We start from the raw sequence: 25,928 nt of genomic DNA on the forward strand, positions 1-25,928 counted from the left end.
CTGCCTGGCCACAGCCAGCTCAATGTTCAACAGATCAACCATCATTCCGGATCCGAGACGTCCCTTCGGTTGTTAATCGGCCCAGGTCGCATTGGTTCCAGTCGGAATCGGCAAAGGCTTGGACGCGAGGACACATAAGCATGGGTCACCGGCCATGGCAGAAAATCTTGCCGTCGGTGCATGCGGCGGCGCCGGGCTGGGCCAGCCGCAGCTCATTAACGGCAGCTCATCGCAAATGGCCAAGGTGATGGCCCAGTATGAGTTTGGAGCAGATGGGCGTTAAGCTACCTGTCGTGCGGCGCCGCCCGTGTCTACGACTGCACAGGTTGCCGATGCTAAGTCGCCTTGGCAAAAAATATGCGACCGGGACCCGGCAGGGTATGGACCGGTATATTATTCGATCCTAATTAAACTCCATGAGCCGTTTGCTGCTTTGCTTCGTCTCGTTGTTATTTTCCACCATGCTTCTTTATGCGCAAGAGTGGCAGCCCTTCGGCGTCAAGCAGTTTGGCTTTGCATTCGATGTGCCCCCTGGCTTTGTTCTGACTCAGCGTTCCGACCAGGGGGCAGCTTTTCAGGGCAAAAACGGGGCCTTTCTTGCTGTTTGGGGCGCAAGGCTCGGAAAGGCCAGTTTCCGCGCCGAGATAGAGCATCGAATTGTCGAGGACGAAAAGGCGGGCTGGAAAGTGACCTATCGGCGCGTTAAGCCGACTTGGGCCAGTTATTCCGGCCTCAGGGGCGGGCAAATCCGCTATGTACGCGTCATTGCGATCTGCAATGACCGTGCGGCGCTCTTTACGATGAACTACAGCAAATCCGAAAAAATCCCGTACGATCCCATCGTGGTGCGAATGGTGCGATCCCTACGGGCGGAAGGCTGTTAAAGTCAGATCAACGAGCGCCGACGACTGAGATTGACGGCCGGTCTCATCCGCTCATAAGTGATAATCACCTGGTTCGGCAGTCAGTTTTCGCTTCGCCGAGATGCATCCGTGCTCTTTCCTGGCGGATCTCCCCTGCCGTCCAACCGGCTCCGGCCGGCCGACCGCCGGAGGGCCTTGATGGCTTCCGCAACCCCCGTACGATCGTTGTCATTGGCCCGGATCAGGTCGGGAACCTGGTCCACGGCAATGCCATTCTGCTGCGCGAAATGCTCCACGTCGAAGTCTTGGCTGGATCCCAGGCGGGCTCGGTCGCGTGTGCTCTTGTCATCGCCCATGTGGTCCTCCTGGTGGAGCTTCGGATCAATGGCAACGCGGGCAAGCAGCTTTCGTTGCGCTTTTTACAGCCCGCGGCTTCTGAGTTGTTTGCTGGTCCGCCGCTATCTTGGGCCTGCGTTCGCCCCATTCTGCCTCCCATCGGTTACTAAGAGCCAGGAGAATTGTGCGATTTAGCTCATCTGAGACGCTTGCGGATCTGAGCTCCTGAGAGAGCAGTTTAGTGGCTTAGTGGCGTCACTAGTTCGCCGTGACGGGCGGTCGCTGCCAGGTGGTTCGCCGGCCTCCGAAGTGAACTCGCTGATCGTGGCGGCCCGGGGCGGTTGTTGCGGTCGTCAAAGGATTGCCAACTTAGAGAAAATGCCGACGCCAGCCTGAATCCGCAATTTGTTTCGGAACCGATTCGAACCAGCGATATTGATTCAAATCGCAGCGTTTGGAGTGCGCGTGGATGCTAACCGAGCTTGGCCTTGGCCGGCTATCGTTCATTGAGTTCCAAATGCCAACGTTGGTCGACAAGCCGCCCAAGGGCCGCGGGTGGACCCACGAAATCAAATACGATGGATACCGTACGCAGCTGATCATCCAAGAGGGTAGGGTGCAGGCCTTCACGCGAAACGGCTACGACTGGACCGACCGATATGGACCGATCGTCCGGGCTGCGGCCCAGTTAAAGACCACGGAGCGGGCCATCGTTGATGGCGAAGCGACAGTGTTTGGCACCACAGGACGTCCTGATTTCCAGGCGCTACGTCGCGAACTTGGCAAGGCTGAATCGACGAACCTTATCTTCCACGCATTCGATCTCCTCCACCTCGACGGCAATGACCTGCGGGACGTTCCGTTGCTTGAGCGCAAAAGGACCCTGCAACGTCTCCTGAAAGGCGCACCGCCGGCCCTGATCTACTTTGATCATTTGGAAGGCGACGGCCCGACTGTGTTTGAGCACGCTTGCGAAATGGGCCTTGAGGGGATTGTTTCGAAGCGTGCAGATTCGCCTTATCGCTCCGGTCGGCAAGACAGTTGGCTCAAGCTCAAATGCATCAAGAGCGACAATTTTCCGATCGTCGCCTTCGTCGAGAAGCTGGGTGCCAGGCCGCGCAGGATCGCCTCGCTTTATCTCGGCCGCAGAGATGGCAATCGCGTCCACTACGCCGGCAAGGCGCAGAGCGGCTATAGCCTTACCGATGCACGCGAAGTGCGCGAGCGCTTGGACCCGCTAATCGTCGACAAATCTCCGCTCGCCGAGCCGATAGACAAGCCCAAGGCGACGTGGGTGCAGCCGGCCGTTGAGGCCGAAATCCAGTATAGCGGCACCACTGATGACGGGCTGCTGCGCGAAGCGGTGTTCAAGGGCCTGCGCGACGATCTGAGCCCGCCGGCCGGCGCGTCATTGGTCCGCAAGAAGCCGCCGTCCAATGAAAGTTCCATCGTCCCGCGCGAGAATATTCTACAACTGCTGCCCGACGCCATGGTGCCATCGAAAGAGGAGCTGATCCGATATTGGAAGAAGGTGGCGAAGAAGGCGCTCGTCCATCTCGGCCGGCGGCCGCTCAAGCTGGTCCGCCACTCTCACGGGATCACCTTATATCACAAAGGCAAGTTGCCCGATATTCCGGCTACCGTGCACCAACTCCGAGTCCAGAAACGCGAAGGCGGCGAAGGTGTGAGGCTGTGGGTCGACGACCTCGACGGTCTGTTGGGATTGGTCGAAATGGGCGCCGTCGAACTGCATCCCTGGAACGCCACCGTCGATGATATCGAGCATGCCGACCGGGTCGTCATTGATCTTGATCCTGGCGAAGGCGTTGAATGGGAGATGATCGTCGAAACGGCCCTGAAGGTCCGGGACATGCTGCGTTCGGAAGGACTCGATAGCTGGCCGAAGGTGACCGGCGGCAAGGGCCTGCATGTGATGGCGCCTCTGCAGGCCGTGATCACCCACGACGCCGCCCGGCAGTATGCCCGAAAGCTGGCACAGCAACTGGTCAGCAAGCATCCCGATCGCTATCTTTTGTCGGCTGCGCCGTCGGCTCGTCGTGGGCGCATCTTTCTGGATTACCTCCGCAACGGCCGCGGCAACACAGCCGTCGGCGCTTACTCGCCGCGAGCCGTTCAAGCTTTCCGATAGCCGCTCCAGTCACATGGACACAGGTCGAAAAGGGAATTTTGCCGGACGCGTTTACATTGGAGAGTCCGTTTCGGCCGGCGAAGGCCGCCTGGGCCATGCGGAAAAACCGATAGCAATCGCGAAGTGTTAGTCCCATGCGAAGGCCTTAACCGCCGGCGTCACTGCGGCTGCGGCAAGCGGCCGGCGTCATTGGGGGCCGTTGGGGTAGATGCCAAGAGACGCCGGCCCAGCGGGTTGGGGTCCGCCGCCTGGAACAATAGCGGGTTTGGAAATTCAGGTAACTCCGTGATCGCGGAAGACGAGTCTTTGCGATCTCGTCCGTTTCGCTCTTCGTCTATCGAGCGCACGTGTCAGGGAAGCGTTCTGTCCAACCACTCCCGCAGGACGATGCCAAAAGTTCCCCTTGGCCATTCTCATTCGGGTTGCCCTGTGAGACATACGAGGTGGCTCAGCCGGTGAGACAGCATAAAAGGTCGCGAAGAGAAGGCGGCCACGTCCAGAAGCTGCTCGTCAGCGCCATTGATCCTATTAGGAGGCTTTAAACTATTCTTGATACACGACGCGGTCTCGTCCTTCCGACTTGGCCCGGAAAAGCGCCAGGTCGGCTGCATTGATGAGATCATGTGGCGTATGGGTCTCATTGGGTACCGTCGTTGCAACACCAACGCTTATGGTCACCCGCTCGGACCCGTGCGGAATGCTCAACTCCCGCACGCTCTGGACGAGCCGCTCCGCGACGGTGCCCGATTGCGCCAACGAAGCGTCGACCATCACAACAACGAACTCCTCGCCCCCATATCGCGCAGCGAGATCCGTAGAGCGATTGCAAGTGCTCTGGATCACACCGGCGACCTGTTTCAGCACCTCATCGCCCGCCATGTGGCCATGGGTGTCATTATAGCGCTTGAAGTGATCTGCATCGATCATCAAAAGCGACAACTGACTCTGCGTGCGGATTGCGCGCTTCCATTCCGCCGCGAGATACTCATCGAAATAGCGCCGGTTTCCGAGACCGGTAAGGCCTCGCTTGGCCTTGAATTTGCTGTGCCTGATCGAATGCGGGGAATCGTAGCTCGGGGTGGAGAGGCTGACGCGGTCATCTGTCACGCGCCCTCGGACCGTAGCGGTAAGCGCAATTCCGTCTCCAATGCCCATTCCCAGCGCCGAGGGACCAGCGGCTTGGCTGCGGGGGGACTGTCAGCTAGAAGCCGCTGGGCCTCGACGACCAGCGAGCGTAAGAGGAGGCCCTGTGCTGGCTGACAAAACTTGCGCGCTGGACCACGGAAAAGCATCATTCGAACGAACACTTTCGTCGAGACGAGGAAGGGCAGTGAGCCGGTCGCCGGCGCTTTGAAGCTCTCCGGCAAGCCATGGCCGCGGCTGTGCGTCGACAGAAAACGCCGGATCAATTCCCGGCGCGGCCGAGCTGACGAGTCCTTGATCGGCATTGCACCAGAGCGCCCCGCGTATTGGATTGACAATCTGAAGTCCCGGCAAAGTCCTTGTCTTTATCCGTTACCACCACACACTCATTCGCACCGGCGACGGCAGCGATGATCATGTCGAGTCCGCTGCGCGACTGGCCGGCTGCTTTCCCCTCTGCCGTCAGCCGTACCCAGATCAGCCCGGCCCTGTCGTCGAGGATACGGCGCGCAAACAGCGCCTTGCGGCCCTTCGGACCCAGAGAGCCATTTCTTGAGTGCGTCGCGCTTGTTGCCCCGCGGCTTCCCGCGGCGGTTTTCAGCAACGGTGAGCGAGGCGATGAACAATCCTCGTCGCGCTGGCTCGACATCCATACCAGGAGCGATTCCGGTAGCGCGTCACAGGTCGACCTTACGCCGTTCTTGACGAGGCCGCGCTAGGTCGACTTCGGAACGAACAACAGGGGATGCAAGCCCTGAGGTACCGCCTTTCTGAGGGGCTCTCCAGAAGTCGCTATTTTGGTTGATGGCCGTGCGCAACCTGTCGGCGTCAGCGCCGCCTTCAGCCAGGCGGTTGACGGAGCGGATCAGCCCAGATCGAGATCCCGGCCGACCACCTCGAGGCGCGCAATGCCTCGCTCGGTCAGGCGTCTCCTGTAGTCATCGATTGCGCGCCGTGAGGACTCTTGTTCATTGGTCGTGTGGAAAATCCATGTTCTCCAAGAACCGTCGAGGCGTCAGATGCCGTTTGAAGCCGAGACAACTAACTATCATTGGGCGACTAGCGGTTCAACGGCTCCGGAAGCAAGCAGCCCCCGATGCTCGTTCAACATTCGAAGCCGCAGCGAGCAAGTCTTTCCACGTCCGGGTACGCCCTGCTGATTCGACCGCTCCTTTTGTCTTGCGGATTCAGGAATTCGAGCTTTTGGGTTGTTTCCGATCATCCATTTGGGGAAACGACCGATGCCTGCGAGCAAGGTTTTATGGGGCCAGGTCCTCACCGTCTTTCTGATCGTCATCGCGACAACATGGGGGGCGACACAGTGGACGGCAGGGCGGTTCGGCTTTCAAAGCCAACTCGGTCCACCGTGGTTCGAACTGGCTGGACAGCCCGTTTACCCGCCGCCAGCCTTTTTCTGGTGGTGGTTTTTCTACGACGCCTACGCGCCGAAGGTCTTCCTCGGGGGCGCGGCGATTGCGGCGAGCGGAGGCCTCATGGCGATCGCTGCAGCGATCGGGATGTCGCTGTGGCGGGCGCGCGAGGCAAAGGACACCACGACCTACGGCTCGGCGCGCTGGGGGACGCGACACGAAGTCGAGGCCGCTGGGATGATCGGTCAGGATGGAGTGGTGCTGGGTATGTTGGACCGACACTATCTGCGTCATAACGGTCCGGAACACGTGCTATGTTTCGCACCGACCCGCAGCGGCAAAGGCGTCGGCCTGGTCGTGCCGTCACTACTGACCTGGCCGGGTTCGGCGATCGTCCACGACATCAAAGGCGAAAACTGGGAACTGACGGCCGGATGGCGGGCCCGCTTCGGCCAGGTGCTTCTGTTTGATCCGACCAATGCTGGATCCGCAGCGTACAATCCTCTGCTGGAGGTGCGACGCGGCGAGTGGGAAGTTCGAGATGTGCAGAACGTAGCGGATGTCCTGGTCGACCCAGAAGGCACATTGGAACGTCGCAACCACTGGGAGAAGACCAGCCATGCGCTGCTGGTCGGCGCCATACTGCACGTGCTCTATGCGGAGAAAGACAAGACCCTCGCCGGCGTGGCCAACTTCCTTTCCGACCCAGAGCGGCCAATCGAGGCGACGCTGCGCGCTATGATGTTGACGCGGCATTTGGGTGATGCAGGCTCGCATCCGGTGGTGGCGTCGGCTGCACGGGAACTGCTCAACAAGTCCGAGAACGAGCGTTCCGGTGTGCTCTCGACGGCCATGAGTTTTCTGGGTCTCTACCGCGATCCAGTTGTGGCCAAGGTGACGTCACACTGTGACTGGCGGATCGCAGACCTCGTCGAGGAGACACGGCCGACGACGCTTTATCTGGTCGTGCCGCCATCGGACATCAGTCGCACAAAGCCGCTGATCCGACTGGTGCTTAACCAGATCGGCCGCCGACTGACGGAGGATCTCCACGCGAAGGATCACCGACAGCGTCTTTTGATGATGCTGGACGAGTTCCCCGCGCTCGGCAGGCTCGATTTCTTCGAAAGCGCGCTGGCCTTCATGGCCGGCTATGGCATCAAGTCGTTCCTGATCGCCCAATCGCTCAACCAGATCGAGAAGGCCTACGGACCGAACAATTCCATCCTCGACAATTGTCATGTGCGGGTGAGCTTCGCCACGAATGACGAGAGGACAGCCAAGCGCGTCTCAGACTCGCTGGGGACCGCGACCGAGTTGCGCGCCATGAAAAACTATGCGGGGCACAGATTGTCGCCCTGGCTCGGGCATCTGATGGTATCGCGGCAGGAAACGGCGCGTGCACTGATGACGCCGGGCGAAATCATGCAACTGCCGCCGACCGAGGCGATCATCATGATCTCGGGCCAGTTCCCAATCCGTGCGAAAAAGGCACGCTACTTTGCCGACCCGCGTCTTGCCGAGCGTGTCTTGCCGCCACCAAGGACCGGAGGGACAATGCGAAAGGCTCGCTCTGACGACTGGACCGACACGACACTTCTTGCTGAACCGGAAGGCAAATGTCGCAAGCTGAGGCTTGCCAGGGACCAGCAGGACGAGGATCCGGCCAATGGCGGCATTCGCCGCCAGCCCGAGCTTCCCGAACACGAAGACATCGCGCCGGAACGAACGCCACGCTGCGATGATGAGTTCGACCTCGACAGGGACGAGCCCGATGACGCCGTTCGTCGCCGCAGTGTCGATCAGGCCATGAGACGCGCAGCTCGTCAGGCCGCCCTTGATCCCAATGATGGCATTGAGCTTTGAGCGCATGAAGAACGCCAAGAAAAGACGTCTGTCTGCCTATCTCGACCCTGACCTAATGAGGGCACTGGCAGATTACGCTGGGCGGCGCGAGGTCTCGCTGTCACTGGTCGCCGAGGCTGCGCTCGCCTCGTTCCTGTCGCCGGACGCCGAAGAACGAAAGCAAGCGGCGATCACTCGCCGCCTCGACCAGATCGATCGGCGCGTGCAGCGGGTCGAGCGTGACGTCGGAATTGCTATTGAGACGCTAGCATTGTTCGTCCGGTTTTGGCTCAACTCGACTCCGGCCTTGCCGGAATCGGCGCAAGCGGAGGCGCGCGCCAAGGGCTTGCAGCGCTACGACAATTTCGTCGATGCGCTCGGTCGCCGGCTCAGCAAAGGACCAAGGCTCAGGCAGGAAATAGCTGACGATGTCCCGCCCGTGGCGACAGCGACTCGATGAGCCGCCGGCAAGACAGGCGCTTCAGCAGCCCAACCCGAGTGCCCGATTGCGGTCCGGGGATGCTTGCCGAGAGTCTGGATAGCGCGCACCCGGGGAGGCAAATCCGCGATGTCACCAACTGCCGAAGTGTGAAGGGCGCAATGGGCTGATGGGCCTCTCGCTCATCGGATCTCTTGTCTTGAAGGAGGAGCGCCAGGATGAGCACCGATCGCGATACCGTGCGGTCCTATGATACGGTTGCGGCGGAGTACGCTGCCGAGGCCGCCGCGATGCCCCGAATGGGCCGCGACAGAGATCGATGCGTTCGTGACCGCGCCGGGTGGCTCGGGCAGGGTGCTGGAGATCGGAAGCGGTGGTGGGCGAGATGCACTTGAGCTTGAGAAGCACGGGACGGCGTCCGGCGCACCGACATTTCGAAGGGTTTCGTCGAACTGCTTGGCGAGCTTCGAGGCCGACCAGTTGGATCCGCTGACCGAAGACCTGGCCGACCCGGATGACCTAATGCGTCGCTTCGGTTTCATTTCCTGAGTGGGACTTGATCAAGATCGCCGATTGGCAAGCATTGGTTACGGAAATGTGTTCGAAGCGGTCACGCCGCGGACAAAGTTCACCGACCAATCCTGGACCGACAACGGACAGGCAGCTTCGAGCCCGCGGATATCGAAAGCGGACATTCACGTCGATGTGGGCATGATCATGATCTGACCCAGAACAGACTGGGAGCGAGGTGCCAAAAGCTTCAACGCCGAAGAGCGATGTAGGTCAAATCAGACGATCCTCATTATGACATCGATATTGCCCCGTGTCGCTTTGGAGTAAGGACAAATCTCGTGCGCTTCATCTACCAGAATTTGTACCACATCGCGGTCCAGACTCGGCACGGCAATATCCAGTTGGACGCTAAGAAAGTGGCCGTTTTCTCCGTAGTTCAGATTCACCTCGGCCTCGATGCTCATCCCTGCAGGCAGCGCGATTTTTCGTTCGTGGGCCGCAGATGCGATTGCGCTTGCGAAGCTGGCCGACCAGCCGGCCGCGAGCAACTGCTCCGGATTGGTGCCGATGCGCGCCGATCCAGGCGTCGATAGCCAGATGTCCAGAAGGCCGTCGGAACTGCGCGAGGCGCCATTTTCGCGGCTGCCTGTGGTTGCGGTCCTGGCCGTATAGACAACCCTTGCGATGTGGCTCATTGGCATTCTTTTGCTGGTAGCGGTAACCGCCGCTTGGGCGGTTGTCGCGAACTCCATCAGGCGTCGACTTCGACAACTGCATCGGCAAAGGCCTGCGGCGCTTCCTGGGGCAGGTTGTGCCCGATGCCCCCGGTGACGACCCGATGCGCGTATCTGGCCGGGAACATCGTGGCGTACACGCTGGCGTCCGGATGCGGCGCGCCATTGGCGTCACCTTCGAGGGTGATCGTCGGCACGCCGATGACCGGTGCCTGCGCGAGTCGCTCCTCGAACGCGTCGTATTGCTGCTCGCCGGCGGCGAGTCCGAGCCGCCAGCGATAATTGTGGATCACAATGGCCACGTGATCGGGATTGTCGAAGGCTGCGGCGCTGCGCTCGAATGTGGCATCGTCGAAATTCCACTGCGGCGACGCAAGTTGCCAGATCAGCCTGGCGAAATCCCGTGTGTATTTCTCGTAGCCGGCGCGGCCGCGATCGGTGGCGAAGTAATATTGATACCACCATTGCAGCTCGGCCTTGGGTGGCAGCGGCAGCTTGCCGGCTTGCTGGTTGCCGATGAGGTAGCCGCTCACTGAGACCATCGCCTTGCAGCGTTCAGGCCATAGTGCGGCAATGATGTTCGCGGTGCGGGCGCCCCAGTCGCAGCCGCCAATCGTCGCCTTTTCGATGCCCAGCGCGTCCATCAGGGCGACAACGTCCACGGCAATCGCAGACTGCTGACCGTTGCGCATCGTGTCATCCGACAAGAATCGGGTCGTGCCGTATCCGCGCAGGTAGGGCACAATCACGCGGTACCCCTTTGCGGCAAGCAGGGGAGCGACATCGGCATAGGTGTGGATGTCATACGGCCAGCCATGTAGCAGGATGACGGGCGGGCCGTCGGTCGGTCCAAGTTCCGCATAGCCGACGCTCAGCACGCCGGCCTCGATCCGCTTCAAGGGCCCAAAGGACGCCACAGGCTCGCCAGTCGTCTGTTGCGCTTGTGCCGGGCCGATCAGGCCGAACTGAGTGGCGGCGACAGCCATCGCGGCGGCGCCAAAGAACCGACGGCGATCTTGGTCGATCTCATCCGGGGTATTGAGCGAATGCATTTGGGAACCTCTATCCTTGCGCGGGCGATCAGCCGAACGTGAATGCAAAGACCTCCACGCCTGAGTCGAGAAACTCGATCTCGAACTGCCGATCCATGATGGGTTTCGATTGTCGGATCAGTTGGTACAGGCGCTGCTCTGTCACTGCGCCTTCGCCCTTTTCATTGACGTCGACGCCGCGAGCCTTGCCTGGCGGCTGTCCGTCGATCAGCACGCGAAATCTCACAGACGTTCCCGGCGCTGCCGGGCCCATGACCAGATGAAGGTCGCGCGCGTGAAAACGGTACGCGATGCGGCCATCGGCCTTGTTCAGTACGGCGGATTCTTTCCTTACCGTCCAACTGCCAGACAGCCCCCACTCATTCAGGCGTAGTCGCGCCGGCACGTCGTAGATGTGCGGCGCGTCCAAGACCGCTTCATCGCCGGAGGCAAAATTCTGGGTGCGTTCGTAGCCGAGATAATTTTCCAGAGACTTGAGGGTCTCCCAATCGGCCGCGGCTTCGATGCCGCGGGCATCCACCGACACAGGCTCACGGTCGAATCCGCCGGCGCCAGCCTCAGTCAGCAATTCCTGGATGACCATTTCCGACTGTTGGTATGAGCCCTCGCCAAAGTGGTGATACCGGACGCGTCCTCGCGAATCGACGAAATAGAGTGCCGGCCAGTACTGGTTGCTGAAAGCCCGCCATATGAGATAGTCATTGTCGACGGCGATCGGGTAATCGATCCCCAGGTCTTTCACCGCCCGGTGCACGTTGTTCAGGTCTTTTTCGAACGCGAACTCCGGCGCGTGGATTCCGATCACCACCAAACCATGCTTCCGGTATTTCTCGTCCCAGGTCTGAACGTAGGGAAGCGTGCGCAGCCAGTTGATGCAGGTATAGGTCCAGAAATCGATGAGGACGACCTTGCCATGCAAAGCCGACGCGGTCAGCGGCGGCGAATTTATCCACTCGTTCGCCACGCCAAGCGAAGCAAGCTCGGATTGACCCTCAAACTGGAGGGAGGAAAGTCCGTGCAGGAACGGAACCCTCATCGGTGCGGAGGCTATCGGCTGAGCCACATTCGTGTCTCCCAGAAAACTGGCAATCGGAGCCCCGATTGCCAGTGCGAGCGCCACGGCGACGAGCAGCTTGGTTGCTTTCATCGACGACGCCTTTTCAGTTTCGATCGATATCGCCGCGCAGACGATTCGGCGGCGCGCTGCGCGCTGAATCCTTCAAAGCGGAAGCTCTTTGCCGGCCTGCTCAGCCACCATGTATTCCGCATACCAGTCCGGCCAGTTCTCATCGCGCTGGCCGCCGTTGCGCTTCTCGTGCTCGCCGTGGGCCTCCGACGCGCGTCGCAGCCCGGCAGCAAGATCCGCTCCGGAAGCGTAGGTCGTGGCATTGGAGTCGATCCGGCCGGGAAGGCGGGTGGTGATTTCCTGCAGCAGCCATTCGTTGCCGTCCGGGTCCTTGAACGTCGCGAACGAGGAGTAGCTGCGCCGCTCGGGATCGCGCCCCTTGACCGCCGGCTTGCCGGGACCTGTGCGGTGAAACGCCTCGCTGACCTCGGCGCCGTGGCCAATGAGCTCGGCGCGCGCCGCCTCGATGTCCGACACGACAAGATAAAGTCCGCTTGCCGAGCCGGGCGCCGCCGTCGTGATCCCCGTGCCGAAGTGGATCGAGGCAGGAGAGCCCGGAGGTGTGAACTGCACACCCCGGAACGTATCGCCGACGACGAAATCGCCGTCGAGCCGCCACCCCAGGCCGCTATAAAAGCTCTTGGCGCGATCGACGTCGGAGACGGGGATGACCACGACCTCGAGCTTCATGTCGAGCGCCTGCTTTTTGAGGGTCCCGGTCGCAGTTTCGCGCTTTTCGTCATGGGGCGTTTTCATGGTTTGAGACATTTGTCGTTCCTTTCGAGTGAGATGGTTGTTTGGTTTGCCGCAGCGGCCTGAATGCGGCGCGCAACTCGGCAGAAAAGAGCTCCGGCTGCTCCCACGCGGCGAAGTGGCCGCCTTTGTCGACCTCATGGAAGTAGATCAGGTTGGGGTAGGCGCGCCGGGCCCAGGTCTCGGGGGCCCGATAGCCTTCCCCCGGAAAGACCGTGATGGCCACAGGCAGCGAGACTTCGCTGGTCTTTTCAGCGCCGGCAAAAACGGGACTGCGCCCGCCGCCGTACTCCCAGTAAATTCGCCCGGACGAGGTGGCGGTGTTCGTCAGCCAGTACAGCGTGATATCGTCCAGCACTTCGTCAGGCGACTTTTCAGGGTCGGTTTTGTCGTAGGTCCAGCCCGAAAAACCCGGATGTCCGAGCATCCAAGCGGCGAGCCCTGCGGGGGAGTCATTGATGGCGTAACCGATCGTCTGGGGCCGGGTGCCCATCATGGTGGCGTAGGATCTGTTCCCCATCTTGGCGGCCATGCTGAGCGCATCGAAGGCCGCGCGCTCCTTGTCCATGAGCCCCGCCGGCGCGGGTCCGCCGGCGGCGAGCACCGCGGCAATCTCTGGCGGTACGACAGCCGGCAGGTTGACATGAATGCCGAGCAGGCCTGCCGGGGCCAGACGTCCCATTGCATTCGAAACGGGAGAGCCCCAGTCGCCGCCCTGGGCGACGTAATCTGTGTAGCCAAGGCGCTTCATCAGCTCTGCCCAGGCTCGTGCAATGCGGTCTGTACCCCAGCCAGTATCTGTGGGTTTGCCGGAGAAGCCGAAACCCGGCAACGACGGCAGTACGAGGTCGAACGCGTCTTCCGGGCTACCGCCATGCGCCGTGGGATCGGTGAGCGGGCCGATGGTCTTGAGCAGTTCGAGCACCGAGCCGGGCCAGCCATGCGTCATGATCAGCGGCAGGGCATTGGGATGTTTCGAGCGAACGTGAATGAAGTGGATGTCCACGCCGTCGATCGTGGTCATGAACTGGGGCAGGGAATTCAGCTTCGCTTCCGCTGTCCGCCAGTCGTAGGCCGTGCCCCAATACTCGACGAGCGGCCTGATCTTCGCGAGCTGAATGCCCTGCGACTGGTCATCGACCGTCTCCCGGTCGGGCCATCGTGTCTGCGCAATGCGACTGCGAAGATCATCGAGCGGCGCTTGCGGCACATAGACTTTGAAGGGGCGGATCGAGCGATCCTCGACCGGGTTGGCGGAGGCGGGCGCGGAAAGGACGCAAAACCCGAATGCCAGCACGGCCGCCAGCTGGTCGAGCCTCATGGCTGCACCTTCTTGTCCGGAGTGTGGAACGTCACCGTTTGTTTGGTGAAGACTTTGCCTTCTGGATCCACCACCTCGATCAGCACCATGTGCTGGCCGCTTGGCATTCCCACCAAGATGATGGTGTTGCTCTGACCGTAGTCCGCCCACGCCCAAGGCAGGTCGTCGACGGTGACGTGCAGATGCCCGACCCGCGGAGACACGTTGCGCGCGGCCGCCCCGCCCACAGGCAGGATGCGCAAGTTCTCCACCCGGTACGGGATGAACACGACGCCGCCGGCCAGCGGACCCGGAAGCGGCGGCTCCATGATCAGCTTGGGTGCGGGCTCGTTGTCGATGGGAACGACCGTGCTCTGGGCAAACGCGCCCGTGGCGAGCACGGTGCAAGCCGCGAGTGCGGCGAGCGTCTTGATGAGAGGGTTCATTGCAGTCGCTCCCTTCGGAGGTTCGCTACGCAGCTATCGCTGGGCGGAAGATGACGCGCGTCCGGCGCGCCATCCCCCACCAACACGTCATGTCTGCAACGTCTTGAATGTTGCGCGCACCTCATCGGTGAAACTCTTCGGCTGCTCCCAGGCGGCGAAATGGCAGCCCTTGTCCGTGCGGCCATAGTGCAGAAGCTTCGGGAACGCGCGTTCGGTCCAACTCTTCGGTGCGGTGTAGATTTCACTGGGGTTCGCAGTCGCACCGACGGGAATGGTGATGCCCTTGGCGTCGAAGAAGCCGGCCTTCGCCGTTTGCGTATGTTCCCAATAGAGACGCGCCGACGAGATCGCCGTGTTCGTCAGCCAGTAGAACGTGATGTTGTCGAGGATGTCGTCGCGGGTAAGGCCCTCCGGCTCTCCATCGAAGGAACGGGCGATCAGCGCATAACTGTCCGCATCGTGATCGAGGATCCACGCCGCCAGGCCGGCCGGTGAATCGACGATCCCGTAGAGAGTTTGCGGACGAAGAGCCATCTCGTTGGCGTAGCCCAGGCCGTTTTTGTAGAAGAACGCTACCTGCTCGTAGGCACGCTTCTCGTCGGGGCCAAGGTCAGCCGGGGGCGGACCGCCAGAGGCTAGCGCCTTCACGATCTCCGGCGGAATGGTCGCCGGCATATTCGTGTGGATGGCGACCAGCTCGGGAGGTGCGATCAGGGCCATCTGTTCCGTGATGAGTGCTCCCCAATCGCCGCCCTGCGCGACGTAGCGGTCGTAGCCGAGGCGTTTCATCAGCACGATCCACGCCCGCGCGATGCGCCCCGGATCCCAACCGGTTTCGGTGGGCTTGCCGGAAAAGCCGTAGCCCGGCATCGACGGGATCACCACGTCGAACGCGTCGGCCGCGGTACCGCCGTGCGCAGTGGGATTGGTGAACGGATCGATGATCTTCAGGAGTTCGATGACCGAACCGGGCCAGCCATGCGTGATGATGACAGGCAGTGCGCCCCGATGTTTGGATTTCACGTGGATGAAGTGGATGTCGAGGCCGTCGATCTCGGTGACGAAATTCGGCAGCGCCTTCAACCGCGCCTCGCATTTGCTCCAATTATATTCCGTTCCCCAGTACTGCATGAGCTTCTGCATTGTGGCGAGTTGCACGCCCTGCGTTGGCCCTGCAGTTGCTGGGGTCGACCAGATCCGCCGGGACGCCTCGTCGGAGACGAGTTCGCGCTCGGGCCAGCGCGTGGCGGCGATGCGCCGGCGAAGCTCGGTGAGCTCCTCCTGCGGGAAGCTAACGGTGAAGGGGCGGATGCCATCGCTGGTTGATGCGGCGGCCTTGTGTGACGGGAGCAGGCTCGCGGCCCCGGCGGCGGCAATGCCGGCCGCCGCAGTGCCCAAAAGTCGCCGGCGATCCTGGTCGATTGCTTCTGAGGTTCTGGTCGTGTCCATGGGTCTCTCCTGGGTTGATGGGTTTGCGATCTACGGTAGCTTGAACTACGCCCAGGAGGCGGGATTAGCCCGTTATGCGTCGTGAGCTTGTGTTAGCCGCTGCCAGCCTGCCGCTTTTTCGAGCAGATAGGAGGGGCCAGACAGTGGAGACTCCCTATGGTGCAGGAGCGCTCATTGACTTAAACTGCGGCGCTGGGTGCAGGCGGCTCCCAAAAGAAGAGACGCCATGACGAGAAGGGCAAGTCAGGCCAAAGACGGATTATCGTTTGGTCCCTTCCATTTGGCTGCGGGTGAAAGGCTCCTGACAAGAGAGGGCGCTCCCGTAGAGTTGGGCTCGCGTGCCCTCGACATTCTTGTCGTCCTGACTTCCGCGCCTAATGAAGTCGTCAGCAAGAAGGATCTGATGTCGCGGGTCTGGCCCGATGTGGTTGTCGAGGAAGGCAGTCTGCGGTTCCACATGACCGGACTGCGCAAGGCGCTGGGCGATGGAAAGGATGGCGCGCGCTACATCGCGACGCTTCCGGGGCGGGGCTATTGCTTCGTTGCGCCGGTCTCGCGATTAAGCAGTCCACACGACGAAGCCCCATTCATCGCCGCTGGGTTTCCGCACGCGAATCTTCCCAACCGCTTGAGTCGGATGGTCGGGCGGGATGAGGACGTTCTCAAGCTTTCGGCGCAACTGAATGCTTCGCGGTTCGTCACCATCGTTGGCGCCGGCGGCGTCGGCAAAACCACCGTCGCGATCGCCGTCGGGCATCATCTGATCGAGGCATTTTCAGGGGCGGTCTTGTTCGTCGATCTGGGAATGATCGGCGATCCCGGTCTGGTGACAACAGCCGTCGCCTCGATGCTTGGGCTAACGGTTCAAACAGAAGATGCGACGCCCAATCTGATCGCTTACCTGCGCAACAGGCGGATTCTCTTGATCCTCGATACCTGTGAGCATCTCGTGGATGCGGTGGCGCCTCTGGCCTCGAGCATCGTCGATGCGGCGTCACAGGTCTACATCCTGGCGACGAGCCGCGAGGCGCTTCGGGTTGAGGGCGAGCATATCTACCGGTTGAATGCGCTTGCGTTTCCGCCCGACGAACCGGGGCTAACGGCGGCCATCGTCCAGACATTCCCGGCCACCCAGCTGTTCGTCGAGCGAGCGGTGGCAGGTGGCGCTCGTTTGGACGTCGGCGACGCCGAGGCCTTGATTATCGCAAGCATCTGTCGAAAGCTTGACGGGGTGGCGCTCTCGATCGAACTGGCGGCCAGACGCGTCGAATCCTATGGGCTGCAGCAGACAGCCGCGCTTCTCGATCAACGCCTGACACTGCTGTGGCTCGGTTCGCGGACCGCGCCGCCGCGTCAGCAAACCCTACAGGCGACACTAGACTGGAGCTTGGGGCTCCTGACCGACCTTGAGCGTGTGGTGCTTCGCAGGCTCGCTGTATTCGTCGGTCATTTCACGCTCGATGCCGCACTGGAGGTGGTGACGAGCGCGACCCTCGACCGATCGACCGTCCTTGGCGCCATGGACAGTCTTGTCGCCAAATCGATCGTGGCGACTGGCCCGGTCGGAGCAATGATGCGCTACAGGCTCCTCGATACGACGCGCGCCTACGTTCTCGACATCCCGATCGATGACGCCGAGGCTGCCGATCTGGCAGTGCGCCACGCCGCCTACTATCGGAGATGGCTGGAGCAGACCGGGATCGAGTGGCCAAGCCTGGCGACCGGTGAGGAGCGGGCGCCTCACTTCGCCGCCATCAACAATGTCCGGGCTGCCTTGGAATGGTGCTTCGGCGACAGCGGAAACGCCGACATCGGCGTCGGACTCGCGACCGCTGTGGCGCCGGTTTTCCTGGCAATGTCCTTGTTGCCGGAGTGTCATCGCTGGTCTGAAAGAGCAATATTCGCTTTCGACGATGCCGCGCGCGGCGGACTTGACGAGATGCATCTTCAGGCAGCCCTCGGCGTGTCCTTCATGTTCATGCGGGGAGGACGCGACAGGGCGCGCGTAGCTCTGGAGAGGAGCCTGGCGATCGCCGAGGAGCGCGGCGATCCGCTGGACCGGGTGCGTCTGTTGGGTCCGCTCAACATGTTCCATCTGCGGACGGGCAATTTCGCAACCGCCCTTGAGTTTGCAAGGCGTTGTTCAGCCACAGCCGCGACCTTGGACGACTCGGTCGCCAGCGCGCTGGCACACTCGATCCTGGGCATCTCGCTCCACCTGCGAGGCGACCTTGCGCAGGCCCGCGCAGAGCTGGAGGCGGCGCTCGACCGTGGGCCGCGCTCCCAGCGGACCACGACGATCTATCTGGGCTTCGAAGGCAAAATCCTGGCCAGGGCCATCCTGGCGAGGAACCTTTGGCTACAAGGCCATCCGGATCAAGCCATGGCACACGCCCGACAGGCCGTCGAAGAGGCTGCCGCCATGGATCATTCTCTAACGTTGGCGATCGCGTTGATCTGGGCGATATCGGTCTTCCTTTGGACCGGCGACCTGAAGAGCGCCGAGGCGTACATAGATATGCTCATCGCCCGCGCGGAATCCCATTCCATGACTCCTTACCTGCTGGTCGGTCGGGGGTTCAAAAGCGAAGTCGCGATCCGTCACGGCGATGCAAAAAGCGGCGTCGAGGGCCTGCAGGCATCTCTTCAAAGGCTCCACGCGGCGCCTTATGAATTGCTCACGACGCCGCTCAATCTCTCGCTAGTTAGGGGACTGTCCGCGATCGGTCAGGTTGATGAAGCCGTTGCGTTGATCGACGAGTCGCTTAGTCAAGTCGAAAAGAACGGCGATCAATTGTACCTCCCGGAGCTGCTGCGGATGAAGGGAAGCCTCCTTCTCCAGTCGGAGCGCAACCGTGATGAAGCTGCCGCCTACCTCACGCAGGCACTGGAGTTGAGCCGAAGTCAGCGCGCACGGGCATGGGAGTTGCGAACCGCAACCGACATGGCGACGCTGATGGCCGGGCGAAGGGAGGCGGATAGCGCTCGCGAGCTCTTGCAACCAGTCGTGGAGCATTTCGTTGAGGGCCAGGACACTGCGGATGTTAAGGCTGCCGAGCACCTTCTGGCTACGCTGAGGTAGCAATCGTCAACGAAACTTCTTTCACTGATGACCTCTGCTTTGGGAGTAAAGTTGCTTGTGGCCTGTGAATTTCTTGAAGGCCGCTTTTGGCGAAGGACGGCACTGTCGTAGTGACTGGTATGAAGGCGCATTCAAGACATTCACTCCGAGCCCGGTATTGACCGTTATGGATATGCTTGGCCTGGTGATTCTGCCGCTGAAAAAGGGGCGAACGGCCAGCACGCGGCCGTCAGAAAAAGGGCTCTTTATGGCTACCGGAACTTGATTCAATAGGCAAAAAGGATTTGGTTTCATTCAGCCTGATCAGGGCGGCCCAGCGCGTCCAGCGCCCTTTGTGCCGCGATGAGGTCGACGATTGGATACCTAGTGTTAAATGTGAGGACCACCGCTTGCAGACGCGTCGCGGCCTCATGGACACGACCTTGACGTGCCAGAACTGGTGCTAGTTGCGTTGCGGCGCGAAGCTCGAAGAGTCTCGCTTGCTGCCGACGGGCGGTAGCAATTGCCTTTTCGAATAGGTGCGCGGCACCAGTCAGGTCACCTCTGCCCGCAGCGATTTGGCCACGAAGGCGAATACATTCTGCCAGGTAGCTCGCCTCGTCCGTATCGAAAACGAGGGTATCGACATCATCAAGCATTTGCGATGCGTCTTCGATGCGACCGGACCGCAGGAGAAGATCACAAAGTTCGCATGTTTTCTCAGGGGTATGAAATACGACGCCCTGCCCACGCCAAAGAACCATACTCTCCCGGACGTCATCGATGCCGGCATCCAGTTCACCTAAATGCGAGCGGGCATGGCCACGCCACCTAATGCCGCTGCTTCGACGCGCCGCGTAGCCATGCCGATCGCAAATCTCGACGATCTTCGTAGCGTTATCGAGTAGTTCCTTGTATTGGCCGAGTAGCGCGCACAATTGGCACTGCACGAGAAGATGCCACGCGAGGTCGAAGGGCTTATCGAGCTGGTCAAAATCTCGCATCAGGCGCTCTTTCTCTTCGACTGCCGCATCAAAGAAACCCAATATGATCAGCGATTCGCTAAAATATGCCTGGGCAGACACACGTTGATCCGCACCGGCGAACGAAATGCGACGACTTGGGTCAACACGATCAATCAGATCTAAAGCATTCCGCAAAGCCTCCGCTGCCAGTGGTTGTTCTCCTCGGTTGGAATGAGCAATTCCCTTCGTTGCCCAAAGACCACTCAGATAGGCCGTCGGAAGGAGATCGGCACCGTTTGCGAGCTGCTCTTCGGCCAGGGTCAGGTAATCGTGATTGCGCCCAGTGGCATAAAAAAATGGAGCGAGTGAAAGCGCAACGTCACATTGCAATTCGACCGATGCCGCGTTCGCGGCGGCAAGACGTGCATCCTCAAGCGTCTTCCCAAGGCGCTCAGAACGATACCCTTCAGCCTGCATCAAGGCATTGGCCATCGCAAGGTGGAGACGTGTCATCCGTTCGGTGCCGCCGGAGACATCGCCAAGTCTCCTGCTGCAGCCGATAGCGCTGGCAAAGTGCGACACGGCTTCCCGAGTGGCAGCTCTGGCCACGGCGGCCTTTCCCGCCTTTTGCCAGTGATCGAGCGCGCCTGCCCAATCCCCAGCTTCCTGAAGGTGGTGGGCGAGGAGCTCGGGTTGCGCTTCAGTTATTTCGGTCCACTTTTCCTCCAACACATCTGCGGCACGCTTATGTAGCTCCTGGCGCTTAGTGCGCAGCAGCGTGCCATACGCCGCGTCCTGAACGAGCGCATGCTTGAAGAGGTAAGTGGCCAGTGGCCGCGTCCCGTGGCAGAACACCAGACCGGCGCCGACGAGTTGATCCACTGCGCCGTTTAGCTCAGCGGCATTTCGCTGTGCGACCGCTGCCAGCAATTCGTAGGAGAACTCCCGACCGAGAACCGCGCCGACCTGTGCGACCTCCTTAACGGCTGAGCCGAGGCGATCGAGCCGCGCCATCAACGAGGCATGCAGCGTGGCCGGCACGTTCAACGCCGTCGCAGCAGCTCTTGAGAGCACTGTCCTGGCGTTGCCCTCCAACACCGCCTTGGTCAGCTCCTCGACGAACAGTGGCACTCCATCAGTGCGCTCGATGATCTCCGCGACAACGTCGCTCGGCAGCTCTCCGGTGCCGACGACCCGCTGGACCAGCGCGGCGCCTTCGCGACGGTCGAGCCGATTGAGAACAAGAACCGTGACGTGCGCCTGCCCGGTCCACGGCGGTTGAAACTCGGGACGGAACGTGAGGAGAAGCAGAACTGGCAGGCGCGGCACCCGCTCGATGACTAGGTCGAGCAGCTCGCGCGAGCTGGGGTCGATCCAGTGCACATCCTCGAAGAGCATCAGCACCGGACCTTTTCGCGCCAGGTCTTTGAGCTGCCGTAGCAGCGCCTCGAAGGTTTTCTCCTTCTTGCGCTGGGGCGTCAGCTGGAGAAGCGGGACGCGGCCCTCGGTCGGCAACGACAGCAGCTCGGCCAGCAGCGCTCCGTCCTCCGGTGAGGTGGGGGCCAGCAGCGCCGCAAGCTTGTCCAACCTCCTCTCGGGAGTGTCGTCGCGCTCAAATCCGGCGGCACGTTCGAGCTGCACGATGGTCGGACGGAGCGCACTGTCCTGGTGGTGCGGTGAGCAGAAATAACGCAGCCGAGTGTGCGGCTCATTCTGGATACGCTCCTGCAGCGTGAGGGTGAGGCGCGACTTCCCGATGCCCGGCTCGCCTGACAGCAGCACGACGCGCCCTTCACCACCTTTGGCGCGATGCCAGTGGCGTTCCAACAGGTCGATCTCCTCCTCACGCCCGACCAGCGGCGTCGGCGTTGCTCCATGCAGCGCCTCGAACCGGCTTTCGACAAGGCTTTCGCGAAGCACCTGATAGGGACGGACAGGATGGGGAAATCCTTTCACCTCGACCGAGCCGAGATCGCGGTACTCGAAAAGTCACCCAGCAGCTGCCTCGTTTGCGGCCCGATCACAACCGCCTCGGGTTCGGCCAGAGTCTGAAGTCGGGCGGCGAGGTTCGGCGTCTCGCCAACGATGCCGCGCTCCTGGCCTTCACCAGAAATGATCAGATCGCCGACGACGACCTCGCCCGTGGCGATGCCAATGCGAACCTGCAATCTCTCTGAACCCTGAAGTCGCCTGATGGCGTCGACGAGCGCCAGGCCAGCGCGCACCGCCTGCTCCGCGTCGTTCTCATGTGCCTTCGGATAGCCGAAATACACCAGCACCCCATCGCCCATGTACTTGGCGACGAAGCCGCCGAAGCGGCTGATCGTTTCAGCGACACAGCGATGGTAGGTTCCGATGATGTCGCGCAGATCCTCCGGATCCAGCCGGGACGAGAGCGCCGTCGAGCCAACGAGGTCAACAAACGTAACGGTCAGCTGTCGACGCTCGGCTGCAGGTTCCGCGGCGCGGGATTGAATTTCTTCACTGCTCGGGACGGGATGGATCGTGGATTGCTCCCGCTCCATAATTGCTTTGAGAAGCCGTTTCCTATGGCCGAGCAAAACGCCTATTTTCTCGAGGTCAGCGTCAGTCAGCTCGAGCAGGACCTCGGCGTCGATCGCGTTGTCGCGAAAGGCCTGCTCGTAGCGGTCTAGCCCGAGACGTCGCAACCAAGCGGCAATGTCCACAACAGCTCTCCAGGGCTGAACTCGGCCGTCGCCTTCATATTAGCTCAGACGAATGCAAATTGCTCGGGCTTGGAAGACGAACATCCGCCGGAAGTAGGGTGGCTGTCGAGCCATTGGCTGCGGCTACGACGCAAGTTGACCCTTGGACAACCTCAGTTCGGAGCGAAACGTCCGCGTCGTGGCCATAAGCCGGTCATCTCTTGGTGGCCTCTGTTCCGTCAGCCATCAATAATTTCGTCAGGATCAGCTATGTTGCGAAGCTTATTTCCATCAGATCACTTCCGGCCATTGCATTCGTCTCCATAGTCGATCTCGGCCTAGCGGAGTGCGTCGCCGGATTGGAGTTCAAATGACCGCACACGCGGCGCTGAATTCGAGCTTGCCGCATGCGGAAATGGTTCCTGCCCTGCCCTAACCAAAGATTGTCAGATAAGAATCCCTTTGACATCGGGCCACGATCGATGCCCAGGGCTCCTTCTTACGCAGTAACTCTGAAACAAATCCTGCCGACACGCGTTCCAGCATGGCGGGCGGCGTTGCCGGAGGACTGAATGCCCGACGAATACAATGACATCGTCATCCCCCAAGACCACAATGCATCGCCACTTCGGGAGGAGGAGTATTTCGTCGTCTGCCCGGCGTGCGGCCAGGCGTTCGACATCAGGTGTATGGCAGAGGCGCTTCATCATAACGAGCTGGGCCACCAGCCCTACGACCTCGACTCGTAGTCGGCAGTTACTGACGAAGTCGAGCCTGGTCGAGACCAACACCGAGGGTAAGTTCTCGCTCATCTGGCCGGCGTTGCCGTCTGATCGGCTTACAAAGAATCCTCGTCGCGAGGCGCAGCTTCGCCGGCACGCCATGTCGTGACAGATACCTTGCGGGCTTCAGCGACGACTTATTGCCGTTGCGGTTGTTGTCGATGCGGACGAGGCTGTCACCGGCCGGGTTGTTCACACAGGGCGACGCGCTTACTCCCCAACCATGTCGTTCCGTCACGACGCTCCGAGCAGACCTATCGCCGGCGCCGGGAGCCGGGAGGATGGGTAAGAACCGGGGCCCGTCGCGGTTGAACTCGCCGATGGGCGACCAAGTCCTCATTGCAGAGAAAGGTTGCGGTCGAGCGGGATGCCCGGCTTGCCTTCACACGAGGTCTCCTTCCACAGCGCACTGCGACGCGTCATGGAAGGACGCGCCGCCTGTTGCCGAGAGCGACGATTGCGAATGGACGTGAGGTGAAGCGCGGTCGCGATAGGCCCAGATCTGACTTGCTTCACCAGTAATCCGAAGAGCGACAGGACGCACTAGGTGAACTCATGCCCTCAGCAGTCGAGCGCCCATTTATCCGTTCGTCCGCCCCATATGGACAGCGCCGCACGCCTGGTTGGCATCTTCCCTACGCCGACACCGGCCGTTTTATCGCCGGAGCGTCAACCCGCTGAAGTCCGGCGGTGTTTCCTCAGCCGAGTGATCGCCGACTTGTCGACCGTGATCACCCCGCCGCAGTCAATCCGCACAGTGAGTTTGTTCGCCACGCGATCGATGCGGGTGACGTCCCCAACAAGAACCACTCGGTCGCCGGCGCGGACTTTGGGTGGCGGATCAATCGTGTAAGGATGGTCATACGAAGGAATGCTCACCCTGGCGCGCCCGCTGGGGAGAATCGTGATGACGATACCTGTCAGCGTAACCTCATCGCCGACCTCAAGTTCGCGAGGCATGTTAACGTGCAGCATGGTCTTCCTCCCGATGCCTTCCTAATTGATGCTTTGCTAAATTAATGCCCGGCCAACCATGTTGGTTGCTTGCAATCGACTTCGTACGGTTCCGCACAATTCCATGCTGGGGTAGGCACTCCCAGTTGGCCTCGGATCGGCCTTGTGTGCGTCAAATTCTGCGGAAATGGTTTAACATTCGGCGATGACCTTGGCGCGCCCGTCCAGCCACGTGTTAGCGGATGGGGGGACTTCCTCTCGGTCCGGCGATGGCCATAAAGCCGGAGCGTGGAGCGGAAATGGATGTTTCGCCTTCAGGTACGTCGTTCCGGTAAAATCGAGGAACGGCGGCTCCCTCGGAGCGGAAGTGGACCACCGGCCCACCGTTAGGTCCGGCCCGGCGGGGTCCAAACGTCATAGAAGCCGCTCGATCGCGTTGCCTGCCACGCTGGTTATTGGAGCCGGCTCGTCAATGCGGGTGTCGTGCGCCTAAGCGCAAGTCAAATTCGTTTTCAGGCGGGGGATATTAAGGCCAGCGGCGCTATCATCCGGTAATATTCCGCCAGGCCATATGTTGTTCGCTATCGTTGCACATGGGAGGCTCCGATCGGGGGACATTTCAATCACAATGGCTACCGGACAGACGCTGGAAGCGCCGAGCCTGAAAGGCTAGAACGGTGACACAAGCTTTGCCCTTCTTCGCGCCAGGCTTCGAGCTTTTTGGCGAGCGATCCTGAGCTCGGGCAGCGTTGGCTGCCACCAGCCTCGCTGCCGTTCCGTTAACCCGGCAGTACGCCGAGCGGGCCATGTTCTAATCAATTCAGCCAACGTCGCCGGACGCCATCTACCCCAGACATGGTCGACGTTCGCCTCGATCAACTGCGGGTAGAACGCTGCCAGCTCCGAGGCATCGGCGAGTTCACCCGAAATCTCGGTGAAGACCACGATGCCGTATTGTTCCGTTGCCACGGCACGGCCAAGCCAGGGTAAATCGTCAGGGGGCAAGGGATAGCGACGTCGCCTGCGTTCGGCATACCGCAATCTGGCGGCTTTATATTCCCCGGAGTCTTTGGACGCTTCCCGTCGCCGTTTCCTCTCCTCCGGTTCTGCGCGGCCTGCGGCCCTTTCGATGCTTGGCCAATGGCGCCTCAACTCCTCGTATGAGCGGAAAGGCACCCTCCAGGCCCGCAGTTCGTCGTCCCAGCTCGCCCATGGAACGGCTTGCAGTTCCTCGAGGACCGTCCGCGAATATGGCGTGCGGATGCGCAGGTCGTCCGCGATTTCCAGATACCGGCTCGACAGGGGATCGAAGGCGAAGGCATCCCGTCCCTTGCTGTCATCATGTGCTCCTCGTAGATCCGCCTCTTGCGCAAGCCAGCGCTGGATCCGCCGCGCTGCAGTCTTTCCCGGCACGAACCAGCTTTTGCGCTCGTCACTCCACCTGGCGCGCGGGAATGTCTGTCGAAACCGCTCAACCGCCGCGCGATCGTACGGAAAGCGCGCTTCAGCACCAGGAGCTGTCTGCGGTGAAGCAGGGACGTCGGATTTTTCCATCAGATTGCGAAGCACAACACTGCTCCCAAAGAACGCGGTGTAGGTCATTTGGGTCCGAAAGCACTGCGACGTACGGTCAGAGATGCAAGGGGAGGCCAGGAGGCGATCGGCGAAACTGCTCAACGCGCTGGCGTGGGAAACCTTCGCCGCGCCGGACCGTTTACTCGGCACCAGGAGAGGTCCACTCATGCCCAGACGAGATGCAAAGAACCCAATGGCCAGACGGCCAACGAGCCCTCGTTCGCGTCCCCTGAAAGGCGAGGAGACGGAAGTGGACCACATCGTTGAAACGCAAAGTGTGTCGCCAGCCCAGGCGAGAGAGCTTGTACGGCGCCACGGAAACGATTGGCGTAAGATCGATGAAGCCGCCAAGTCCTATAAGGATGACAGCTAAGCACTTCCAAGCCGGGCGAAGGGAGCTTTGTCAC

At 61.0% G+C, this 25,928-nt stretch carries 19 protein-coding genes and 3 pseudogenes; 8 read left to right on the top strand and 14 right to left on the bottom strand.

The annotated features are described in order from the left end of the window. Positions 1-154: 154 nt before the first annotated feature. Both NMG46_RS29700 and NMG46_RS15935 read left to right on the top strand, forming a co-directional pair. The gene (locus NMG46_RS29700) at positions 155-283 is read left to right on the top strand and encodes a hypothetical protein (RefSeq protein WP_302895693.1); all 129 of its coding nucleotides are present in this window, start codon (positions 155-157) and stop codon (positions 281-283) included. A 133-nt stretch (positions 284-416) separates the two neighbouring features. Further along, the gene (locus NMG46_RS15935; RefSeq protein ID WP_254818583.1) at positions 417-884 is read left to right on the top strand and encodes a hypothetical protein; all 468 of its coding nucleotides are present in this window, start codon (positions 417-419) and stop codon (positions 882-884) included. Between the two features lie 80 nt (positions 885-964). Here NMG46_RS15935 and NMG46_RS15940 read toward each other — a convergent pair whose 3' ends face one another. Further along, positions 965-1,219 carry a hypothetical protein gene (locus NMG46_RS15940; protein ID WP_254818584.1) on the bottom strand — a complete coding sequence of 85 codons (255 nt, stop codon included), beginning with the start codon at positions 1,217-1,219 and terminating at the stop codon, positions 965-967. A 449-nt stretch (positions 1,220-1,668) separates the two neighbouring features. Between NMG46_RS15940 and ligD the strand changes: the two are divergent. Continuing rightward, positions 1,669-3,461, top strand: a pseudogene (gene ligD / locus NMG46_RS15945) (DNA ligase D). A 430-nt stretch (positions 3,462-3,891) separates the two neighbouring features. Here ligD and NMG46_RS15950 read toward each other — a convergent pair. Together NMG46_RS15950 and NMG46_RS15955 are read right to left on the bottom strand one after the other, a co-directional pair. Next, positions 3,892-4,455, bottom strand: coding sequence for a GGDEF domain-containing protein (locus NMG46_RS15950; protein ID WP_254818585.1), 564 nt, complete (start codon positions 4,453-4,455; stop codon positions 3,892-3,894). 357 nt (positions 4,456-4,812) lie between these two features. Next, positions 4,813-5,161 (bottom strand): annotated as a pseudogene (locus NMG46_RS15955) (VapC toxin family PIN domain ribonuclease); the annotation flags it as partial. Between the two features lie 571 nt (positions 5,162-5,732). Between NMG46_RS15955 and NMG46_RS15960 the strand changes: the two are divergent. The 3 genes and pseudogenes from NMG46_RS15960 to NMG46_RS29920 all read left to right on the top strand — a co-directional run. Further along, a complete protein-coding gene (locus NMG46_RS15960; RefSeq protein ID WP_254818586.1) occupies positions 5,733-7,727 on the top strand; it encodes a conjugal transfer protein TraG in 1,995 nt (664 codons plus the stop codon). Continuing rightward, entirely contained in the window at positions 7,711-8,166 is a 456-nt protein-coding gene (locus tag NMG46_RS15965) for a CopG family transcriptional regulator (protein ID WP_254818587.1), read from the top strand. Before NMG46_RS15960 ends, NMG46_RS15965 begins: the two co-directional genes overlap by 17 nt. 197 nt (positions 8,167-8,363) lie before the next feature. Beyond that, positions 8,364-8,658, top strand: a pseudogene (locus tag NMG46_RS29920) (class I SAM-dependent methyltransferase); the annotation flags it as partial. Between the two features lie 275 nt (positions 8,659-8,933). On the opposite strand, the gene NMG46_RS15975 reads toward NMG46_RS29920, so the two are convergent. The 7 genes from NMG46_RS15975 to NMG46_RS16005 all read right to left on the bottom strand — a co-directional run bounded on the left by NMG46_RS15975 (position 8,934) and on the right by NMG46_RS16005 (position 15,518). Further along, the gene (locus tag NMG46_RS15975; protein WP_254818589.1) at positions 8,934-9,353 is read right to left on the bottom strand and encodes an Ohr family peroxiredoxin; all 420 of its coding nucleotides are present in this window, start codon (positions 9,351-9,353) and stop codon (positions 8,934-8,936) included. A 56-nt stretch (positions 9,354-9,409) separates the two neighbouring features. After that, complete coding sequence (locus NMG46_RS15980) at positions 9,410-10,444, bottom strand: alpha/beta fold hydrolase (protein WP_254818590.1); 1,035 nt, start codon at positions 10,442-10,444, stop codon at positions 9,410-9,412. Between the two features lie 28 nt (positions 10,445-10,472). After that, positions 10,473-11,591, bottom strand: coding sequence for a redoxin family protein (locus NMG46_RS15985; RefSeq protein WP_254818591.1), 1,119 nt, complete (start codon positions 11,589-11,591; stop codon positions 10,473-10,475). Positions 11,592-11,663: 72 nt separating this feature from the next. Continuing rightward, complete coding sequence (locus NMG46_RS15990) at positions 11,664-12,326, bottom strand: VOC family protein (RefSeq protein ID WP_254818672.1); 663 nt, start codon at positions 12,324-12,326, stop codon at positions 11,664-11,666. Continuing rightward, positions 12,310-13,644: an epoxide hydrolase family protein gene (locus NMG46_RS15995; RefSeq protein WP_254818592.1), complete on the bottom strand. Its 1,335-nt coding sequence runs from the start codon at positions 13,642-13,644 to the stop codon at positions 12,310-12,312. The genes NMG46_RS15990 and NMG46_RS15995 overlap by 17 nt, the downstream gene beginning before the upstream one ends. Next, positions 13,641-14,069 carry a DUF6130 family protein gene (locus NMG46_RS16000; protein ID WP_254818593.1) on the bottom strand — a complete coding sequence of 143 codons (429 nt, stop codon included), beginning with the start codon at positions 14,067-14,069 and terminating at the stop codon, positions 13,641-13,643. The genes NMG46_RS15995 and NMG46_RS16000 overlap by 4 nt, the downstream gene beginning before the upstream one ends. An 87-nt stretch (positions 14,070-14,156) precedes the next feature. After that, positions 14,157-15,518: an epoxide hydrolase family protein gene (locus NMG46_RS16005; protein WP_254818594.1), complete on the bottom strand. Its 1,362-nt coding sequence runs from the start codon at positions 15,516-15,518 to the stop codon at positions 14,157-14,159. A 226-nt stretch (positions 15,519-15,744) separates the two neighbouring features. On the opposite strand from NMG46_RS16005, the gene NMG46_RS16010 reads away from it, so the two are divergent. Beyond that, positions 15,745-18,600 carry a winged helix-turn-helix domain-containing protein gene (locus NMG46_RS16010; protein WP_254818595.1) on the top strand — a complete coding sequence of 952 codons (2,856 nt, stop codon included), beginning with the start codon at positions 15,745-15,747 and terminating at the stop codon, positions 18,598-18,600. Positions 18,601-18,890: 290 nt separating this feature from the next. Here NMG46_RS16010 and NMG46_RS16015 read toward each other — a convergent pair whose 3' ends face one another. Beyond that, a complete protein-coding gene (locus tag NMG46_RS16015) occupies positions 18,891-21,500 on the bottom strand; it encodes an AAA family ATPase (protein WP_254818596.1) in 2,610 nt (869 codons plus the stop codon). Beyond that, positions 21,497-22,231, bottom strand: coding sequence for an adenylate/guanylate cyclase domain-containing protein (locus NMG46_RS16020; protein WP_254818597.1), 735 nt, complete (start codon positions 22,229-22,231; stop codon positions 21,497-21,499). Before NMG46_RS16020 ends, NMG46_RS16015 begins: the two co-directional genes overlap by 4 nt. 551 nt (positions 22,232-22,782) lie before the next feature. Between NMG46_RS16020 and NMG46_RS16025 the strand changes: the two genes are divergently transcribed. Further along, positions 22,783-22,959, top strand: a complete 177-nt coding sequence (locus NMG46_RS16025; protein ID WP_254818598.1) for a hypothetical protein — start codon at positions 22,783-22,785, stop codon at positions 22,957-22,959. 702 nt (positions 22,960-23,661) lie between these two features. Here NMG46_RS16025 and NMG46_RS16030 read toward each other — a convergent pair. Next, a complete protein-coding gene (locus NMG46_RS16030; protein ID WP_254818599.1) occupies positions 23,662-23,967 on the bottom strand; it encodes a hypothetical protein in 306 nt (101 codons plus the stop codon). A gap of 648 nt (positions 23,968-24,615) precedes the next feature. Next, positions 24,616-25,500, bottom strand: a complete 885-nt coding sequence (locus NMG46_RS16035; protein WP_254818673.1) for a hypothetical protein — start codon at positions 25,498-25,500, stop codon at positions 24,616-24,618. Positions 25,501-25,928 lie beyond the last annotated feature (428 nt).

Origin of the sequence: Mesorhizobium sp. LMG 17147 (genome assembly GCF_024297145.1) — a bacterium.
Lineage (GTDB): Bacteria > Pseudomonadota > Alphaproteobacteria > Rhizobiales > Rhizobiaceae > Mesorhizobium.

Excerpts from the sequence above, each read along its gene's own strand:
- NMG46_RS29700 (WP_302895693.1), top strand. The coding sequence starts at position 155 with ATGGCAGAAAATCTTGCCGTCGGTGCATGCGGCGGCGCCGGGCTGGGC.
- NMG46_RS15935 (WP_254818583.1), top strand. The coding sequence starts at position 417 with ATGAGCCGTTTGCTGCTTTGCTTCGTCTCGTTGTTATTTTCCACCATG.
- NMG46_RS15940 (WP_254818584.1), bottom strand. The coding sequence starts at position 1,219 with ATGGGCGATGACAAGAGCACACGCGACCGAGCCCGCCTGGGATCCAGC.
- NMG46_RS15960 (WP_254818586.1), top strand. The coding sequence starts at position 5,733 with ATGCCTGCGAGCAAGGTTTTATGGGGCCAGGTCCTCACCGTCTTTCTG.
- NMG46_RS15965 (WP_254818587.1), top strand. The coding sequence starts at position 7,711 with ATGGCATTGAGCTTTGAGCGCATGAAGAACGCCAAGAAAAGACGTCTG.
- NMG46_RS15975 (WP_254818589.1), bottom strand. The coding sequence starts at position 9,353 with ATGAGCCACATCGCAAGGGTTGTCTATACGGCCAGGACCGCAACCACA.
- NMG46_RS15980 (WP_254818590.1), bottom strand. The coding sequence starts at position 10,444 with ATGCATTCGCTCAATACCCCGGATGAGATCGACCAAGATCGCCGTCGG.
- NMG46_RS15985 (WP_254818591.1), bottom strand. The coding sequence starts at position 11,591 with ATGAAAGCAACCAAGCTGCTCGTCGCCGTGGCGCTCGCACTGGCAATC.
- NMG46_RS15990 (WP_254818672.1), bottom strand. The coding sequence starts at position 12,326 with ATGAAAACGCCCCATGACGAAAAGCGCGAAACTGCGACCGGGACCCTC.
- NMG46_RS15995 (WP_254818592.1), bottom strand. The coding sequence starts at position 13,644 with ATGAGGCTCGACCAGCTGGCGGCCGTGCTGGCATTCGGGTTTTGCGTC.
- NMG46_RS16000 (WP_254818593.1), bottom strand. The coding sequence starts at position 14,069 with ATGAACCCTCTCATCAAGACGCTCGCCGCACTCGCGGCTTGCACCGTG.
- NMG46_RS16005 (WP_254818594.1), bottom strand. The coding sequence starts at position 15,518 with ATGGACACGACCAGAACCTCAGAAGCAATCGACCAGGATCGCCGGCGA.
- NMG46_RS16010 (WP_254818595.1), top strand. The coding sequence starts at position 15,745 with ATGACGAGAAGGGCAAGTCAGGCCAAAGACGGATTATCGTTTGGTCCC.
- NMG46_RS16025 (WP_254818598.1), top strand. The coding sequence starts at position 22,783 with ATGCCCGACGAATACAATGACATCGTCATCCCCCAAGACCACAATGCA.
- NMG46_RS16030 (WP_254818599.1), bottom strand. The coding sequence starts at position 23,967 with ATGCTGCACGTTAACATGCCTCGCGAACTTGAGGTCGGCGATGAGGTT.
- NMG46_RS16035 (WP_254818673.1), bottom strand. The coding sequence starts at position 25,500 with ATGGAAAAATCCGACGTCCCTGCTTCACCGCAGACAGCTCCTGGTGCT.